Origin of the sequence: Rhodosalinus sp. (assembly GCF_041685465.1) — a bacterium.
GTDB lineage: Bacteria > Pseudomonadota > Alphaproteobacteria > Rhodobacterales > Rhodobacteraceae > Rhodosalinus.
Genome location: NZ_JAWLFS010000048.1, coordinates 1 through 15,315, shown reverse-complemented (window position 1 = coordinate 15,315; position 15,315 = coordinate 1). Strand labels below are relative to the sequence as shown.

Sequence of the window (15,315 nt, the reverse complement as noted above, 5' to 3'; positions counted from 1 at the left end):
TTCGACATCTTCCTCGACCCGTCGCGCAGGCTCATCACGCGCGTCGCCGCGCCCTCGATCACCGACTCGGTCAGCGGGAAGAAGTCCACGCCGTAGTCGTGGTTGAACTTCGCGGCGATGTCGCGGGTGAGCTCGAGGTGCTGCGTCTGGTCCGCGCCCACGGGGACATGCGTGGCGTGATAGACGAGGATGTCGGCCGCCATCAGCGCCGGGTAGGCGAAGAGCCCGAGGCTCGCCTCCTCCTGGTTCTTGCCGGCCTTGTCCTTCCATTGCGTCATGCGCTTCATCCAGCCCATGCGGGCGACGCAGTTGAAGATCCAGGCCAGCTGCGCGTGCTCGGGCACGCGGCTCTGGTTGAAGAGGATGGACCTTTCCGGGTCGATGCCGGCGGCGATGAAGCCCGCGCAAAGCTCGCGCGTGGCATGGGCGAGCTTCGCGGGGTCCTGCCAGACGGTGATCGCGTGCAGGTCCACCATGCAGTAGATCGTCTCGATCCCCTGCTCCTGCATCTCCACGAAGCGCCTGATCGCGCCGAGGTAGTTGCCGAGCGTGAGCCCGCCCGAGGGCTGGACGCCCGAGAAGACGCGCGGCGTGAAGCCGGCGAGGGGGTCGGCCTGGGACATGCGCCGCAAACTCCGTCTGGTCATCGGAACGCGGCTCGCTTACCCACGGGGGCCGAGAGCGTCAAGCGAGCGAGGCCAGTCGATGTCCGATGAGAGCGATCCGGCCCCGGTGAACCCGCTGCCCCCCGTGGTGGCGGCGCTTTTCCTGCTGATCGTGGCGGTGGAGGCGGCGTTTTCGCTCGGCGCGCGCGGGCTTCTCGGCGGGCCGGGGGCCGTCGGCTGGCGCGCGGTGGCGATCGAGACCTACGGCATGAACGGGGCGGTCCTGGGCTGGATGGTGGAGACCGGGCGCTGGCCGCTCGAGCATCTGAGCCGCCTCGTGACCTACCAGTTCGTGCACGGCAGTTTCACCCATGCGCTCTTCGCGGGCGTGATGCTGCTCGCCCTCGGCAAGATGGTGGGCGAGGTCTTCGGCGCGCTTGCCACGCTCGCGGTCTTCGTGGTGCCGGGCATCGCGGGCGCCGCGGTCTTCGGCCTGGCGGTGCCGGAGCCCGGCTGGCTGATCGGGGCGTTTCCGGGCGTCTACGGGCTGATCGGGGCCTTCACCTACCTGCTCTGGGTGCGGCTCGGCGCGATGGGCGAGACGCAGGCGCGGGCCTTCATGCTCATCGGTGTGCTGCTCGGGATTCAGCTCGTCTTCGGGGCGCTCTTCGGCGGGCGCCCGGACTGGGTGGCGGATGTCGCGGGCTTCGCCACGGGGTTCCTGATGTCGGTCTTCGTGAGCCCGGGCGGCTGGACGCGGTTGCGCGCGCGGCTGCGCCACGACTGAGGCTCAGCCGCCGCGGCGGAGCGCGGTGCGCACTTCCCCGAGGCGGAGCGCGCCGAGGACATGGGCGGCGGTGAAGTAGACCGCCGCGCCGCCGCCCACCAGCGCGGCGAGGGCGAGCCAGCGCCAGCCGCCCAGGCCGAGGACCGGCCCGAGGGCGAGTTCCAGGCCCCAGAGCGCCACGCCCATGACGCCCGAGGCGGCGAGGATGCGCCAGACACGTCCGCGGAAGCGATCGTCGAAGCGCGCCACCGGCCCGAGCCGCCGCCCGCCCACGGCGAGCATCGCGGCGAGCGCCCAGCCGGCGGCCGTGGTGGCGACCGCGGAGGCGATCCAGCCGAGAAGGGGCGCGAGGCCCACGGCGAGCAGCGCGTTCACGACCATCGCCCAGACGGCGTAGCGGAAGGGCGTGCGCGTGTCCTCGCGCGCGAAGAAGAGGGGCTGCAGGATCTTCTGCAGCACGAAGGCGGGCAGGCCGAGCCCGTAGATCGCCACCGCGACGGCGATCGCCGCGCTGTCGTCCGCCGTCGCCTGCCCGCGCTCGAAGAGGACCGAGACGAGGGGCAGCGGGATCAGCACCAGCGCCACTGCGCAGGGGATGGTGAGCGCGAGCGCGATCTCGCCCGCGCGCGAGAAGGCCTCGCGACCGCCCGCGTCGTCGCCCGCGCGCAGCCGGCGCGAGAGATCGGGCAGGAGCACGATGCCGATGGCGATCCCGACCACGCCGAGCGGCAGCTGGTAGAGCCGGTCGGCGGCGTAGAGCCAGCCCACCGCGCGGTCGAAGTAGCTCGCCACCTGCTGGCCCACGAGGAGGTTGATCTGCACGACCCCGCCGGCGAGCGCGGCGGGTACCGCGACGCGCACGAGCCGCCGGAGCTCGGGCGAGAGGCGCGGGCGCTGGAGGCGCATGGCGAAACCCGCCCGCCGCGCCGCCCAGCCCACGAGCAGGAGCTGCGCGACGCCGGCGACCGGGATCGCCCAGACGAGCGCGCGGGCGACGTCGCCGCCCATGAGATGCGCCCCCGCGATCGCGCCGATCAGCAGCACGTTCAGCAGCACCGGCGCGGCGGCGGCGGCGGCGAAGCGGCCGGTGGCGTTGAGCACGCCCGAGAGGAGCGCGGCGAGCGAGATGAAGAGGATGTAGGGAAAGGCGATGCGCCCGAACTCGACCGAGAGGTCGAAGGCCTCCTCCCCCGCGAAGCCGCTCGCCATGGCGTAGATCAGCCACGGCATGGCGAGCTGCGCGAGAAGCGTGAGCACGAGGAGCACGGCGGCGAGGCCCGCGAAGGCCTCCCGCGCGAAGGCCTCGGCATTCTCGCCGCCCTCGAGCTTCTTGGCGAACATCGGCACGAAGGCGGTGTTGAAGGCGCCCTCGGCGAAGAATCGGCGGAACATGTTGGGCAGGCGGAAGGCGACGACATAGGCCTCGTAGAGCGGGCCCGTGCCGAGAAGCGCGAGGATGGCGGCATCGCGCGCGAAGCCCAGCACGCGGCTCGCCAGCGTCCAGACGCCGACGGTGAGCACTCCCGCCATCAGGCGGATGGGCTTCATCGCGGGTGTGGGCCCGGAGAAGGGGCCGCCGCGCGCGCGGCGGCCGGGAGCAGGGGGGCCGTCGGCCCCCCTCTTGGCCTGGCGGCCAATTCACCCCCCGAGAGTATTTCGGCCAAGATGATGGGCCGGGCGGGCGTCATCCCTCCGCCCTCGCCGCGCCGGCCTCGATCGCGGTGCGGAGCTTCGCCTCGAGCGCGCGCTGCTTGGCGGCGGAGTGATACTTCAGCCCGAACATGTCCTTGACGTAGAAGCTGTCGACCGCCTGTTCGCCGTAGGTGGCGATCACCGCCGAGGCGATGTTGACATGCGCGTCGGCGAGCGCGCGCGTCAGGTCGTAGAGGAGGCCGGGGCGGTCGCGGGTGTCCACCTCGACGATGGTATAGATGTCCGAGCCGTCGTTGTCGAAGGTGATGGAGGTGGGCACGCGGAAGGCGCGTTCGCGCTTCTTGAGCCTGTCCTTGGGCCGGATCGCCTCGCGCGGGATGACCTCTCCCTTGAGGGTCTTCTCGATGGTGTCCGAGAGCCGCGGCAGGCGTTCGCGCTCGTAGGGCGCGCCCTCGGCGTCCTGCACCCAGAAGACCGCCGTGGCGTAGCCGTCCTTGGAGGTATAGGTGCGCGCGTCGACCACGTTCGCGCCCGCGAGCGCCAGCGCGCCGGCGAGGCGCGAGAAGATGCCGGGGTGGTCGGCGAGCGCGAAGCAGATGCGCGTGGCGTCGCGGTCCTCGTCGGGGTGGAGGTCGATGCGGATGTCGCCCGCATCGACGTCGCGCAGGAGCCGCGCGAAGACCTCGTGCGCGGTGACGTGCAGCCCCTGCCAGTAGGCCGGATAATGGCGCCCGAGCTCGCGGCGGACGGCGGCCGCGTCCCAGTCGGCGAGGCGGGCGCGCAGCGCCTTCTTCGCCTCGGCCTCGCGGTTTTCGCGGGTGACGGCCTCGAGGCCGCTATCCAGCGCGCGCCGCGTCTGGCGGTAGAGCGCGCGGATGAGCGCGGCCTTCCAGTTGTTCCAGGTGCCCGGGCCGACGCCGCGGATGTCGCAGACGGTGAGCACCGTGAGCAGGTCGAGCCGCTCGGTCGTGCGCACCGCCTTGGCGAAGTCGCGCACGGTGCGCGGGTCGGCGATGTCGCGCTTCTGCGCCATGTCGGACATCAGGAGGTGATGGCGCACCAGCCATTCCACCGTCTCGGCCTCGCCCCTTTTCAGGCCGAGGCGCGGCGCGACCCGGCGCGCGATGCGCGCGCCGAGGATCGAGTGGTCCTCCTCCCGGCCCTTGCCGATGTCGTGCAGGAGGAGCGCGACGTAGAGCACGCGGCGGTTCACGCCCTTCTGCAGGATGCCCGAGGCGACGGGAAGGCTTTCGTCCAGCTCGCCGCGCTCGATCCGGGCGAGCTGCCCGATGCACTGGATGGTGTGTTCGTCCACCGTGTAGTGATGGTACATGTTGAACTGCATCATCGCGACGACCGGCGCGAACTCGGGCAGGAAGGCGGCGAGCGCGCCGAGCTCGTTCATGCGCCTGAGCGCGCGCTCGGGATTGCCGTGCCTGAGCAGGAGGTCGAGGAACAGGCGCTGCCCCTCGCGGCTCCTGCGCACGTCCTCGTCGATGAGATGCAGGTTCGACCGCACCAGGCGCATGGCGTCGGGATGGATCAGGAGGCCGGTCCTGAGCCCCTCCTCGAAGAGGCGCAGGAGGTTGAGCTTGTCGGCGAGGAAGGCCGCCTCGTCGGCCACGGCGAGACGGCCGTTCACCACCGCGTAGCCCTTGCGCACGCGCGGCGTGCGCCGGAAGAGCCGCGTCAGGAGCGGTGCGCCCTTGCGGTGGTCGGCCTCGAGCGCGGTGAGGAAGATGCGCGTCAGGTCGCCCACCGCGGTGGCATGCAGGAAATAGGCCTGCATGAAGTGCTCGACGCCGCGCCGCGCGCGGCTGTCGCGGTAGCCCATCGCCTCGGCCACCTCCACCTGCATGTCGAAGCTGAGCTGCTCCACCGCCCGCCCGGCGATCAGGTGCATGTGGCAGCGTACCGCCCAGAGGAAGGCCTCGGCCCGGCGGAAACGGTCGTGTTCCTCGGCGGTGAAGACGCCGAGCTCGACGAGCGCCCCGGCGCTGTCGACGTGGTGGACGTATTTCGCGATCCAGTAGAGCGACTGCAGGTCGCGCAGCCCGCCCTTGCCCTCCTTGACGTTGGGTTCGACCATGTAGCGCGCGCCGCGCTTGACGTGGCGCGCGTCGCGCTCCTCGAGCTTGGCCTCGATGAACGCGCGCTCGCTGCCCTCGAAGAGCTCCGTGCGCAGCCGCGCGTCGAGCTCCGCCGAGAGCGCGGCCGTGCCGCAGAGGTGGCGCTGTTCGAGAAGGGCGGTGCGGATCGTCATGTCCTCCGCGCCGAGGCGCAGGCAGTCCTTCACCGTGCGCGAGGCATGGCCCACCTTCAGCTTCAGGTCCCAGAGCATGTAGAGCATCGATTCGGTCACGCTCTCGGCCCAGGGGGTGATCTTCCACGGCGACAGGAACAGCAGGTCGACGTCCGAGTGCGGCGCCATCTCGCCGCGGCCATATCCGCCGACGGCGAGGATGGCGATGCGCTCCCCCTCGGTCGGCGTGGGGCAGGGATGCAGCCGCGCGGTGGCGACGGTCCAGGCCGACTGCACGAGCCGGTCGGTGAGCCAGGCGTAGGCGCGCACCGTGGCGCGCGCCTCGAAGGGATGCGCGCGGAAGGCCTCGGCGATGGCGGCGTTGCCGGCCTCGCGCGCCGCGCGCAGGAGTTGCACCGCCTCGAGCCGCAGGGCCCCGGCGTCGGGCGCTGCCTGCGCGGCCGCGTCGAGGTCGCGCGCGAAGGCCGCGGCGTCGAAGATCTCCTCCGGCGGGCGGATCAGGCCGGCGTCGGGTCCGGCCGGGGCGGCGAGGACGGGATCAGAATCCGGCACCGGGGAAACGTCTCGGCGCCGGATCGAGGATCTCGACCTCGCCGTCGCGGATGGTGGCCACGGCCAGTGCACGCTCGTTGGTGCCGTCCGGGCGCAGGCGGAAGGCGCCCCCGGTGCCCTCGAAGCCGGCAGCCTGTGTCAGCGCGCGCCGGGCGAACATGTCACGCTCGCCCTGCGCCGCGAGCGCGCCGATGGCGGCGATGCCGTCGTAGGCCAGTCCGGCGAGCGGGTGGGGCTGGCTGTCGTAGGTCTCGGCGTAGCGGGCGCGGAACCCCTCATCGGTGCCTTCGGCCGGCATGGCGAACCATCCGCCCTGCAGCCCGGGCAGGTTGCGCGTCTGTGCCGGCACGTCCCAGCGTGCGAGGCCGACGTATTGCGTTGTCTCGGGGTCGAGCCCGCGCTCGGGCAGGAGCTGCGCCAGAAGCGGCAGCGCACCTGCCGCGGTCGAGGTCAGATAGACCGAGTCCGCCCCCCGCTCCTCGACCGCCTCGACGGCACGCCCTGCCGCCTCGACGGCCTCGTCCTCGCTGAACGGGAAGGAGACGACGTCGGCCACATCGAGACCGTGCCGCGCCGCCGCCGCCTCGATCGCCCGCCGGCCAAGCCGGCCCTCGGCATTCTCGGGGTGCACCACCACGAGAGTGTTCCGCCCGTTCCGCGCGGCGTGGCCTGCGAGCCGGTCGGCGGTGTTCTCGAAGGTTCGGCCGAGGACGAAGAGGTTCCCCCCGGCGACGGCGGTATTGTTCGAGAAGCTCAACACGTTCAGGCGGTCCTCGGCGACCGCGACGGCGGCGGCGTTGGCCGCATCCGCGAAGAGCGGTCCGAGGATGATGTCCGCGCCCGCGTCCGCCGCGCGTTGCGCGGCTTCGGTCGCGCCGGCCTCCGTGCCGGCGGTGTCGTAGACGCGCAGGTCCACCGCCACCCCGTCGAGGTCCGAGACCGCGAGGCGCGCGGCATTCTCGAGGTCGCGCGCCACCGTCCCCGCCCCCTCGGCGCTTCGCGGCAGAAGCAGCGCCACCGGAATCTCGCGCCCCGCATCCGCGGGCCGGGCCGCGCCCACCTCGGGCAGGTCGACGGAGCCGGGGGCGCAGGCGGCCAGCGCCCCGACGAGCGAAAGCATGGCGGAGGCACGGGCGATCGGCTTGCGGGGCAGGGCGAAACGGGCGAACATGGCGCTTCCTTCGGTCAGGGCCGGCGGCAGGGCCTCCCCCGCCTCTTGGCCTTCGGCCTGTGGTCGCGGCCGATCATAGCCACGAGACGAGGCGGGTCCAGTGCCGAATCCCGACAATGCCGAACTTGCACCGGGGCTTTACCTCGTTTCGGTGCCCATCGGCAACGCGCGCGATATCACGCTGCGCGCGCTCGACGTGCTGCGCGATGCCGAGGTGCTCGCCGCCGAGGACACGCGGAGCCTGCGCCGGCTCATGCAGATCCACGGCATCCCGCTCGCCGGGCGGCGCGTGCTCGCCTATCACGACCACAACGGGCCGGCGATGCGGCCGCGGCTTCTCGCGGCGCTGGCCGACGGGCGCTCCGTGGCCTATGCCGCGGAGGCGGGCACGCCGCTTCTGGCCGATCCGGGCTACGCGCTGGTGCAGGCGGCGGCGGCGGAGGGCCACGGCGTGACGGCGGTGCCCGGGGCCTCGGCGCTCCTCGCCGCGCTCGCGGTGGGCGGTCTGCCGACGGATGCCGTCCATTTCTCGGGGTTCCTGCCGTCGGCGGCGGGTCCGCGGCGCCGCGCGCTCGAGGCGCTGCGCGGCGTGCCCGGCACGCTCGCGCTCTACGAATCGCCGCGCCGGCTCGCGGCCACGCTCGCCGCGGCGGCCGAGGTGCTGGGAGCGGACCGCCCCGCCGCCGTCTGCCGGGAACTGACCAAGCGTTTCGAGACCGTGCGCCGCGGTGCGCTCGGCGAGTTGGCCGAGGCCTTCGCCGCCGAGGCCACGCCGAAGGGCGAGATCGTGGCGCTGATCGGCCCCGGCGATTCGGAAAGTGTTAGCGATTCGGATGTAGAGAGCCTTCTTGAGCAGGCGTTGCACGGGGGATCGGTGCGCGATGCCGCGGCTGAGGTCGCGGCGGCGACCGGGCTGCCGCGGCGCAAGGTGTATCAGATGGCGCTGGCGCAGGCGCGGCAGGAGGGCGCGGATGACGGTGACGACGATTGAGGGGGTCGGGACGCGGCCCGCGGCAGGCGGAGATCGCGCGCGCCGTGGGCGGACGGCCTATCTCTCCGGGCATGCGGCGGAAGAGAGCGTGGCGCGCCATTACGCCCGCGCCGGCCGGCAGGTGGCCGCGCGGCGCTGGCGTGGCGCGGCAGGAGAGATCGACCTCGTCGTCCGCGAGGGTGCGTGCCTCGTCTTCGTGGAGGTCAAGGCGGCGGCGAGTTTCGACGCGGCAGCGGCGCGGCTCGGCCGGCGCCAGATGGATCGCCTGTGCGCGGCTGCGGAGGAGTTCGCGGGCGGCGAGCCGGCGGGGCTCCTGTCCGAGATGCGCTTCGATCTGGCCCTCGTGGACGGCCGCGGCGACGTCCGCGTGATCGAGAACGCCTTCGGCCTCGACTGGTGAGGCCCGCGCGGGCCGATTGCGCCCGCCGCCGGGCTGCGCCATGAAGGGCGCGCTCACCGCGGGAGACGCCCATGAAGGTCGCCATTCAGATGGATCCGATCGGCGCGATCGACATCGACGCCGACACAACCTTTCGCCTCGCCGAGGAAGCTCAGGCGCGCGGACACGAGCTTTTCTACTACACGCCGGATCACCTCGCCTACGAGGAGGGGCGGATCACCGCGCGGGGCCGGCCGCTGCGCGTGCAGCGGGTCGCGGGCGACCACGCCCGGTTGGGCGCGGAGACGCATGTCGATCTCGCGGAGTTCGACGTGGTCTGGCTCCGGCAGGACCCGCCCTTCGACATGCATTACATCACCACGACGCATCTGCTGCAGCGGCTCGCGGAGACGACGCTGGTGGTCAACGATCCCTTCTGGGTGCGCAACTTTCCGGAAAAGCTTCTCGTGCTCGACTTCCCCGAGCTCACGCCGCCCACCACCATCGCCCGCGATCTGGACACGATCCGCGCCTTCAAGGCGCGCCACGGCGACGTCATCCTGAAGCCGCTCTACGGCAACGGCGGCGCCGGGGTCTTCCGGCTCGACGCGAACGACCGCAATCTCTCGGCGCTGCACGAACTTTTCACCGGCTTCTCGCGCGAGCCGCTCATCGTGCAGAAATTCCTGCCGGCGGTGGGGCAGGGCGACAAGCGCGTGCTGCTCGTGGACGGCGCCCCGGTCGGCGCGATCAACCGCGTGCCCGCGGCGGGCGAGACGCGCTCGAACATGCACGTGGGCGGCCGGGCCGAGCCTTCCGCGCTCACCGACCGCGACCGCGAGATCTGCGACCGGATCGGACCGCGCCTGCGCGACAAGGGGCAGCTCTTCGTCGGGATCGACGTGATCGGCGATTGCCTCACGGAGATCAACGTGACCTCGCCCACCGGGCTGCAGGAGCTCGAGCGCTTCGACGGCGCGAACGTCGCCGCCCGTGTCTGGGAAGCGATCGAGGCGCGGCGCGCCGGGCGATGAGCCGACGCCTCGCGCTCACGAACCTCGCGCTGCGCGCGCTCGTCAAGCCCGCGCTCGCGCGCACCGGCACGCCCGAGCGGGCGCGGCGCGACTTCGAACGGATCGCGCCGCTCTTCCGCCGCCCGCCCCATCTGCGCGAGATCCGGCGCGACGGCGCGCCGCCGCTCGTCTGGCTCTCGGCGGGGCCGGTCGCGCCGCGCCGTGCGCTCCTCTGGTTCCACGGCGGCGCCTATGTCGCGGGCAGCCCGCGCACCCACCGCGGGATGCTCGGGCGCCTCTCGGCCTGCGCGGGCGTCGAGGTCTGCGCGCCCGACTACCGCCTCGCCCCCGCGGCGCCGTTTCCCGCGGCCTATCAGGATGCCGAGGCCGCCTGGGCCCGGCTGCGACAGATCGGCTACAGCCCCGGCGACATCGTGCTCGGCGGCGACAGCGCGGGCGGCGGGCTCGCGCTCGCGCTCCTCTCCGCGCGGCTTCGCGCCGGGGAGCGGCCGTGCGCGGCCGTTCTCTTCTCGCCCTGGACCGACCTGACGCTCTCGGGAGAGTCGCTCGCTCGGAACGCGCAGGCGGACCCGCTCCTGCCGGCAAGCCGTGTCAAGGAACTGGTCGATATCGTCGCGCCGGAGGCCGACCGGCGCGACCCGCGCCTCTCTCCGCTCTTCGCGCCCTTTCCCGCGCCGCCGCCCGTTCTGATCCAGGCGGGCCGGACCGAGATCCTGCGCGACGACGCGCAGCGCATGGCGACGAAGCTGCGCGGCGCGGGCGGGCGCGTGACGCTCGACCTGTGGGAGGCCGCCCCGCACGTCTGGCAGATGCTCGACGGCTGGCTGCCGGAGGCGCGCGACGCGCTCCGTCGCGCGGGCGGGTTCGTTCAGAGCGCCTTCGCCGAGACGAGGCGATAGCTCACCGCCTCGGCGACATGCGGCCGACGCACCGTCTCGGCCCCGTCGAGATCGGCGATGGTGCGCGCGACGCGCAGCACCCGGTGATAGCCCCGCGCCGAGAGCCCGATGCGCTCGGCCACGCGGGTCAGCACCTCGCGGCCCTCGGCGTCCGGTGTCGCCGCTTCGGCGAGCGCGGTGCCTTCGGCGTCGGCATTCTGTCGGAGCGCCGGCTGGCCGGCGAAGCGTGCCTCCTGCGCCGCGCGGGCGGCGGCCACGCGCGCGGCGACCTCGGTCGAGCTCTCGCCCGACGCGGGCAGATCGAGATCGGTGAAGGCCACGGGCGGCACCTCCACCCGCAGGTCGAAGCGGTCCATCAGCGGGCCGGAGATGCGGCCGAGGTACTCCTCCCCGCAGCCGGGCGCGCGGGCGCAGGCGCGCGCCGCGTCCGAGAGATACCCGCAGCGGCAGGGGTTCGCTGCCGCGAGCAGCAGGAAGCGGCAGGGGTAGCGGACATGCGCGTTGGCGCGCGCGACCATGACCTCGCCCGTCTCGATCGGCTGGCGCAGCGTCTCGAGCACGGCGCGCGGGAACTCGGGCAGCTCGTCGAGGAAGAGCACGCCGTTGTGCGCGAGGCTGATCTCGCCCGGCTTCGCGCCCTTGCCGCCGCCCACGATCGCGGCCATCGAGGCGGTGTGATGCGGCTCGCGGAAGGGGCGCGTGCGGCTGATGCCGCCCTCGTCCATGAGCCCGGCGAGCGAGTGGATCATCGAGGTCTCCAGCGCCTCGGCCGGCGTGAGCGGCGGCAACAGCCCGGGCATCCGCGCGGCGAGCATCGACTTGCCGGAGCCCGGCGTGCCGACCATCAGCAGGTGATGCCGCCCCGCCGCCGCGATCTCGAGCGCGCGCTTGGCGCGCTCCTGCCCCTTCACGTCGCGCAGGTCGCGGGCCGCGACCTCGCGCGTGACCTCGCCCGGCTCGGCCGGCGCGATGGGGGCCTGCCCGGTGTAGTGGCGCACCACCTCGCCGAGGCCGGTCGCGCCGATCACCTGCGTGTCGCCGACCCAGGCCGCCTCGGAGGCCGAGGCGCGCGGACAGAGCAGCGCCCGCCCGGCCTCTGCCGCGGCCATGGCGGCCGGGAGCGCGCCGACGACCGGCGCCAGCGTGCCGTCGAGCGAAAGCTCGCCCAGCGCCACGGTCGTCTCCGCCGCGTCGGCCGGCAGGATCTCGAGCGCGGCGAGCAGCGCGAGCGCGATCGGCAGGTCGAGATGCGAACCCTCCTTCGGCAGGTCGGCGGGCGCGAGGTTCACGGTGATCCGCTTCGAGGGCAACGCGATGGCAAGCGCGGTCAATGCGCCGCGCACGCGGTCCCGCGCCTCGCTCACCGCCTTGTCGGGCAGCCCCACGATGGAAAACCCGGGCGTGCCGGGAGTGACGGCGCATTGCACTTCGACGGTGCGGGCCTCCACGCCCTCGAACGCCACTGTATAGGCGCGTGCGACCATCGCGACCCCGGAAGAAACGATCGCGCCACCCTGGCCCGCGCATGGTTCACGAAGGGTTAACGACGCCCCGGACTGCGCGGTGACGAAACCGTGATCGCGCGGGGCCGCGTCAAGGTCGCGTCAAGGAAACCGCGCTATACAATGGCCGCGACGGGCTGGCGCCGCCGCGTAAGGGTGCGGCAGGCTGTCATCGCGTGCAGGTCGAGTGATCCGGAACCCGCTGACCGCCGTATCGTTTATAAAGGCGCCGTCTTGGCGCCGACCGAGACAGCGGAGAGATCATGGCCCTCGATTCGCAAACCGATACCAGCCTGTCGCGTCACGCCATGAAGGCGGAGCTTCTCGATGCCGAGACCGAGCTCAAGCTTGCCTACGCCTGGCGCGATCACCGCGATGAAGCCGCGCTGCACCGGCTCATCACGGCCTACATGCGCCTCGCCATTTCCATGGCGGCGAAGTTCAAGCGCTACGGCGCGCCGATGAACGACCTCATCCAGGAGGCGGGCCTCGGCCTGATGAAGGCGGCGGACAAGTTCGACCCGGACCGCGGCGTGCGCTTCTCGACCTACGCGGTCTGGTGGATCAAGGCCTCGATCCAGGACTACGTGATGCGCAACTGGTCGATGGTGCGCACCGGATCGACCTCCAGCCAGAAGTCGCTGTTCTTCAACATGCGCCGCGTGCAGGCCCGGCTCGAGCGGGAGGCGTCGCAGCAGGGCGTGGAGCTCGACCGCCACCAGCTGCACCAACTGATCTCGACCGAAGTGGGCGTGCCGCTCGCCGATGTCGAGATGATGGAGGGCCGGCTCTCGGGCTCGGACTTCTCGCTCAACGCCACGCAATCGGCCGAGGACGAGGGGCGCGAGTGGATCGAGACGCTCGAGGACGAGGGCGTGCAGGCCTCCGACCTGGTCGAGCGTGACCACGACATGGAGCAGCTGCGTCAATGGCTGGTCGAGGCGCTGAACGTCCTGAACGCGCGCGAGCGCTTCATCGTGCGCGAGCGCAAGCTGCGCGAGGATCCCCGCACGCTCGAAAGCCTCGGCGACGAGCTCGGTCTCTCGAAGGAGCGCGTGCGCCAGCTCGAGGCGGCGGCCTTCCAGAAGATGCGGCGCACGCTGGAGACCCAGTCGCGCGAGGTGCACGCGCTGCTCGCATGAAGACGGCCCTGATCGCCCTCGCCGCGGCCGTGCTCGCGGCCGCGCCCGCCACGGCAGAGCGCATCGACCGCGATGCGCTCGGCGCACTTCCGGAGGCCGATGTCGTGATCCTCGGCGAGGTGCACGACAACCCGCACCACCACGACAACCAGGCGGCCGCGGTGGAGGCGCTCGCGCCTGCCGCGCTGGTCTTCGAGATGCTGACCGAGGACCAGGCGGCACGCGCCACGCCCGAGCTCATGACCGAGCCCGATGCGCTGGGCGAGGCGCTCGGCTGGGCCGAGAGCGGCTGGCCCGATTTCAGCCTTTACGCGCCGATCTTCGCCGCCGCGCCGGAGGCGCAGGTCCACGGCGCCGCGGTGCCGCGCGACGCGCTGCGCGACGTCGTGCGCGGCGAGGGCGAGCTGCCCGTGGACGCCGCGCGATGGGGCCTCGATCAGCCGCTGCCCGAGGCGCAGCAAGGCCGCCGTGAAGAGATGCAGGCCGAGGCGCATTGCAACGCCATGCCCGAGGAGATGATGCCCGGCATGGTCCGCGCCCAGCGCGTGCGCGATGCCGCCCTCGCCCGCGCAGCGCTCGCCGCGTCCGAGGAGACGGGCGGCCCGGTCGTCGTGATCACCGGAAACGGTCATGCGCGCACCGACTGGGGCGTGCCGGACAAGCTTGCCCATGCGGCGCCTGACGTCTCGGTCCTCTCGATCGGTCAGCTGGAAAGCGCGCCCGGGGAAGAGGCGCCCTACGACCTCTGGCTCGTCACGCCGGAGGCCGAGCGCCCGGATCCCTGCGCGGCCTTCCAGAACTGAGCATGCGCCGCCAGCGCCGCTGACGGTGGGCATAAAGGCCCCGCGCAGCGAGAGCGACGAGGGGCGTGAGCGCGCCCGCCTCGATCTCGACGGTGTCGGTGTAGCGAGTGCCGTCGCCGTCCGGCGCGATCTCGATCAAGTGGTCCCAGCGGCGCGTCAACGCGCCGCACCCCTCGTCGCGGATCCGGAGCAGCGGCGGCGGGGCGTCCGGGAAGCTCACGCGGATCTCCTGCCAGCCGAGCGGCAGGCCGAGCGGCCCGCGCAACTGGACGCGCCACGCCCCCTCGCGCCAGCGCCGGGGCAGGGGCGGTCCCTCCGCCTCGAACCGCAGGAGCGGCGCGGCGACGTGGTGGAGCGTCGCCGACTGCATGGCGAACTCCCAGACCTCGTCGGGCGAAGCCGGCAGATGCGTGCTGAGCGCGATCGAGCGGTGCGACATTGTTCTGTCCGTGGTCCGGGGCTAGGTAGGGCGGCGTGGCAGGAGACGGACGATGCTGGCGAGCAGGCGAATCCTCTTGATCATCGGCGGCGGCATCGCCGCGTTCAAGGCGTTGGACCTGATCCGGCGTCTGCGCGAACGCGGCGCCAGCGTCACGCCCGTGATGACCCGCGCAGCGGAGGAGTTCGTCACGCCGCTCTCGGTCTCCGCCCTCGCCGGGGAGAAGGTCTATCGCGCGCTCTTCGACCTCACCGACGAGGCGGAGATGGGCCATATCCAGCTTTCGCGGGTGGCCGATCTGATCGTTGTGGCGCCGGCGACGGCGGATCTGATGGCGAAGATGGCCCAGGGCCAGGCCGGCGACCTCGCCTCGACATTGCTGCTGGCCACCGACACGCCGGTGCTGGTCGCGCCCGCGATGAACGTGCGGATGTGGGAGCATCCCGCCACCCGTCGCAACGCGGCCACGCTGCGCGGCGACGGCCTCCGCTTCGTCGGGCCGGAAGAAGGCGACATGGCCTGCGGCGAATACGGCCCCGGCCGCATGGCCGAGCCGGGCGAGATCCTCGCCGCGATCGAGGCGGCGCTCGGCGAAGGGCCGCTCTCGGGGCGGCGGATCGTGGTCACCTCCGGCCCCACGCATGAGCCGATCGACCCGGTGCGCTACATCGCCAATCGCTCTTCCGGTGTGCAGGGCACCGCGCTCGCCCGCGCGCTCGCCGCGCTCGGGGCGCATGTGGTTTTCGTCACCGGGCCGGCCGCCGTGCCGCCGCCGGAGGGCGTGGAGGTCGTGCCCGTCGAGACCGCCGAGGAGATGGCCGCCGCGGTCGAGGCCGCGCTGCCGGCCGACGCCGCCGTCTGCGCCGCGGCGGTCGCCGACTGGCGGGTGGAGGACGCGGCCGCGCAGAAGCTCAAGAAGACGCCGGGCGGCGAGATGCCGCGCCTCGCCTTCGCGGAGAACCCCGACATCCTCGCCCGTGTCGCGGGGCGCGGGGACGGGCGGCCGGCCCTTGTCGTGGGCTTCGCCGCCGAGACGCAGGACGTCGTCGCCAACGCCACCGCCAAGCGCGCGCGCAAGGGCTGCGACTGGATCGT

General features: G+C 72.7%; 14 protein-coding genes. 8 read left to right on the top strand and 6 right to left on the bottom strand.

Annotated features, from left to right (window positions below):
- Window positions 1-623 (bottom strand): tryptophan--tRNA ligase (trpS, locus tag ACESL7_RS05140; RefSeq protein ID WP_372892115.1); only part of this gene is annotated, 623 nt, incomplete at its 3' end.
- 82 nt (window positions 624-705) lie between these two features.
- On the opposite strand from trpS, the gene ACESL7_RS05135 reads away from it, so the two are divergent.
- On the top strand, window positions 706-1,392 hold the full coding sequence (locus ACESL7_RS05135) for a rhomboid family intramembrane serine protease (RefSeq protein ID WP_372892113.1): 687 nt from the start codon (window positions 706-708) through the stop codon (window positions 1,390-1,392).
- Window positions 1,393-1,395: 3 nt separating this feature from the next.
- Here the strand turns inward: ACESL7_RS05135 and murJ are convergent, their stop codons facing one another.
- The 3 genes from murJ to ACESL7_RS05120 form a co-directional block, all read right to left on the bottom strand.
- On the bottom strand, window positions 1,396-2,940 hold the full coding sequence (gene murJ, locus ACESL7_RS05130; RefSeq protein WP_372892111.1) for a murein biosynthesis integral membrane protein MurJ: 1,545 nt from the start codon (window positions 2,938-2,940) through the stop codon (window positions 1,396-1,398).
- Between the two features lie 136 nt (window positions 2,941-3,076).
- Entirely contained in the window at window positions 3,077-5,860 is a 2,784-nt protein-coding gene (locus tag ACESL7_RS05125) for a [protein-PII] uridylyltransferase (protein WP_372892109.1), read from the bottom strand.
- The gene (locus ACESL7_RS05120; protein WP_372892107.1) at window positions 5,847-7,031 is read right to left on the bottom strand and encodes a penicillin-binding protein activator; all 1,185 of its coding nucleotides are present in this window, start codon (window positions 7,029-7,031) and stop codon (window positions 5,847-5,849) included. Before ACESL7_RS05120 ends, ACESL7_RS05125 begins: the two co-directional genes overlap by 14 nt.
- 100 nt (window positions 7,032-7,131) lie before the next feature.
- On the opposite strand from ACESL7_RS05120, the gene rsmI reads away from it, so the two are divergent.
- From rsmI to ACESL7_RS05100, 4 genes are all read left to right on the top strand, one after another.
- Window positions 7,132-8,022, top strand: a complete 891-nt coding sequence (gene rsmI / locus ACESL7_RS05115) for a 16S rRNA (cytidine(1402)-2'-O)-methyltransferase (protein ID WP_372892105.1) — start codon at window positions 7,132-7,134, stop codon at window positions 8,020-8,022.
- On the top strand, window positions 8,003-8,422 hold the full coding sequence (locus ACESL7_RS05110) for a YraN family protein (protein ID WP_372892103.1): 420 nt from the start codon (window positions 8,003-8,005) through the stop codon (window positions 8,420-8,422). The genes rsmI and ACESL7_RS05110 overlap by 20 nt, the downstream gene beginning before the upstream one ends.
- Window positions 8,423-8,493: 71 nt before the next feature.
- Complete coding sequence (gene gshB / locus ACESL7_RS05105; protein WP_372892101.1) at window positions 8,494-9,435, top strand: glutathione synthase; 942 nt, start codon at window positions 8,494-8,496, stop codon at window positions 9,433-9,435.
- Complete coding sequence (locus ACESL7_RS05100) at window positions 9,432-10,334, top strand: alpha/beta hydrolase (RefSeq protein ID WP_372892099.1); 903 nt, start codon at window positions 9,432-9,434, stop codon at window positions 10,332-10,334. The genes gshB and ACESL7_RS05100 overlap by 4 nt, the downstream gene beginning before the upstream one ends.
- On the opposite strand, the gene ACESL7_RS05095 is transcribed toward ACESL7_RS05100, so the two are convergent.
- A complete protein-coding gene (locus tag ACESL7_RS05095; RefSeq protein ID WP_372892097.1) occupies window positions 10,304-11,818 on the bottom strand; it encodes a YifB family Mg chelatase-like AAA ATPase in 1,515 nt (504 codons plus the stop codon). The two genes, ACESL7_RS05100 and ACESL7_RS05095, sit on opposite strands and share 31 nt — an antisense overlap.
- A gap of 281 nt (window positions 11,819-12,099) precedes the next feature.
- On the opposite strand from ACESL7_RS05095, the gene ACESL7_RS05090 reads away from it, so the two are divergent.
- Both ACESL7_RS05090 and ACESL7_RS05085 read left to right on the top strand, forming a co-directional pair.
- Complete coding sequence (locus ACESL7_RS05090) at window positions 12,100-12,978, top strand: RNA polymerase factor sigma-32 (RefSeq protein ID WP_372892095.1); 879 nt, start codon at window positions 12,100-12,102, stop codon at window positions 12,976-12,978.
- The gene (locus ACESL7_RS05085) at window positions 12,975-13,781 is read left to right on the top strand and encodes a ChaN family lipoprotein (RefSeq protein ID WP_372892093.1); all 807 of its coding nucleotides are present in this window, start codon (window positions 12,975-12,977) and stop codon (window positions 13,779-13,781) included. Before ACESL7_RS05090 ends, ACESL7_RS05085 begins: the two co-directional genes overlap by 4 nt.
- On the opposite strand, the gene ACESL7_RS05080 is transcribed toward ACESL7_RS05085, so the two are convergent.
- Window positions 13,732-14,220, bottom strand: coding sequence for an SRPBCC family protein (locus tag ACESL7_RS05080; RefSeq protein ID WP_372892091.1), 489 nt, complete (start codon window positions 14,218-14,220; stop codon window positions 13,732-13,734). The two genes, ACESL7_RS05085 and ACESL7_RS05080, sit on opposite strands and share 50 nt — an antisense overlap.
- Window positions 14,221-14,272: 52 nt before the next feature.
- Between ACESL7_RS05080 and coaBC the strand changes: the two genes are divergently transcribed.
- Window positions 14,273-15,315: bifunctional phosphopantothenoylcysteine decarboxylase/phosphopantothenate--cysteine ligase CoaBC (gene coaBC, locus ACESL7_RS05075; RefSeq protein ID WP_372892089.1), on the top strand; the 1,043-nt coding region annotated here is incomplete at its 3' end.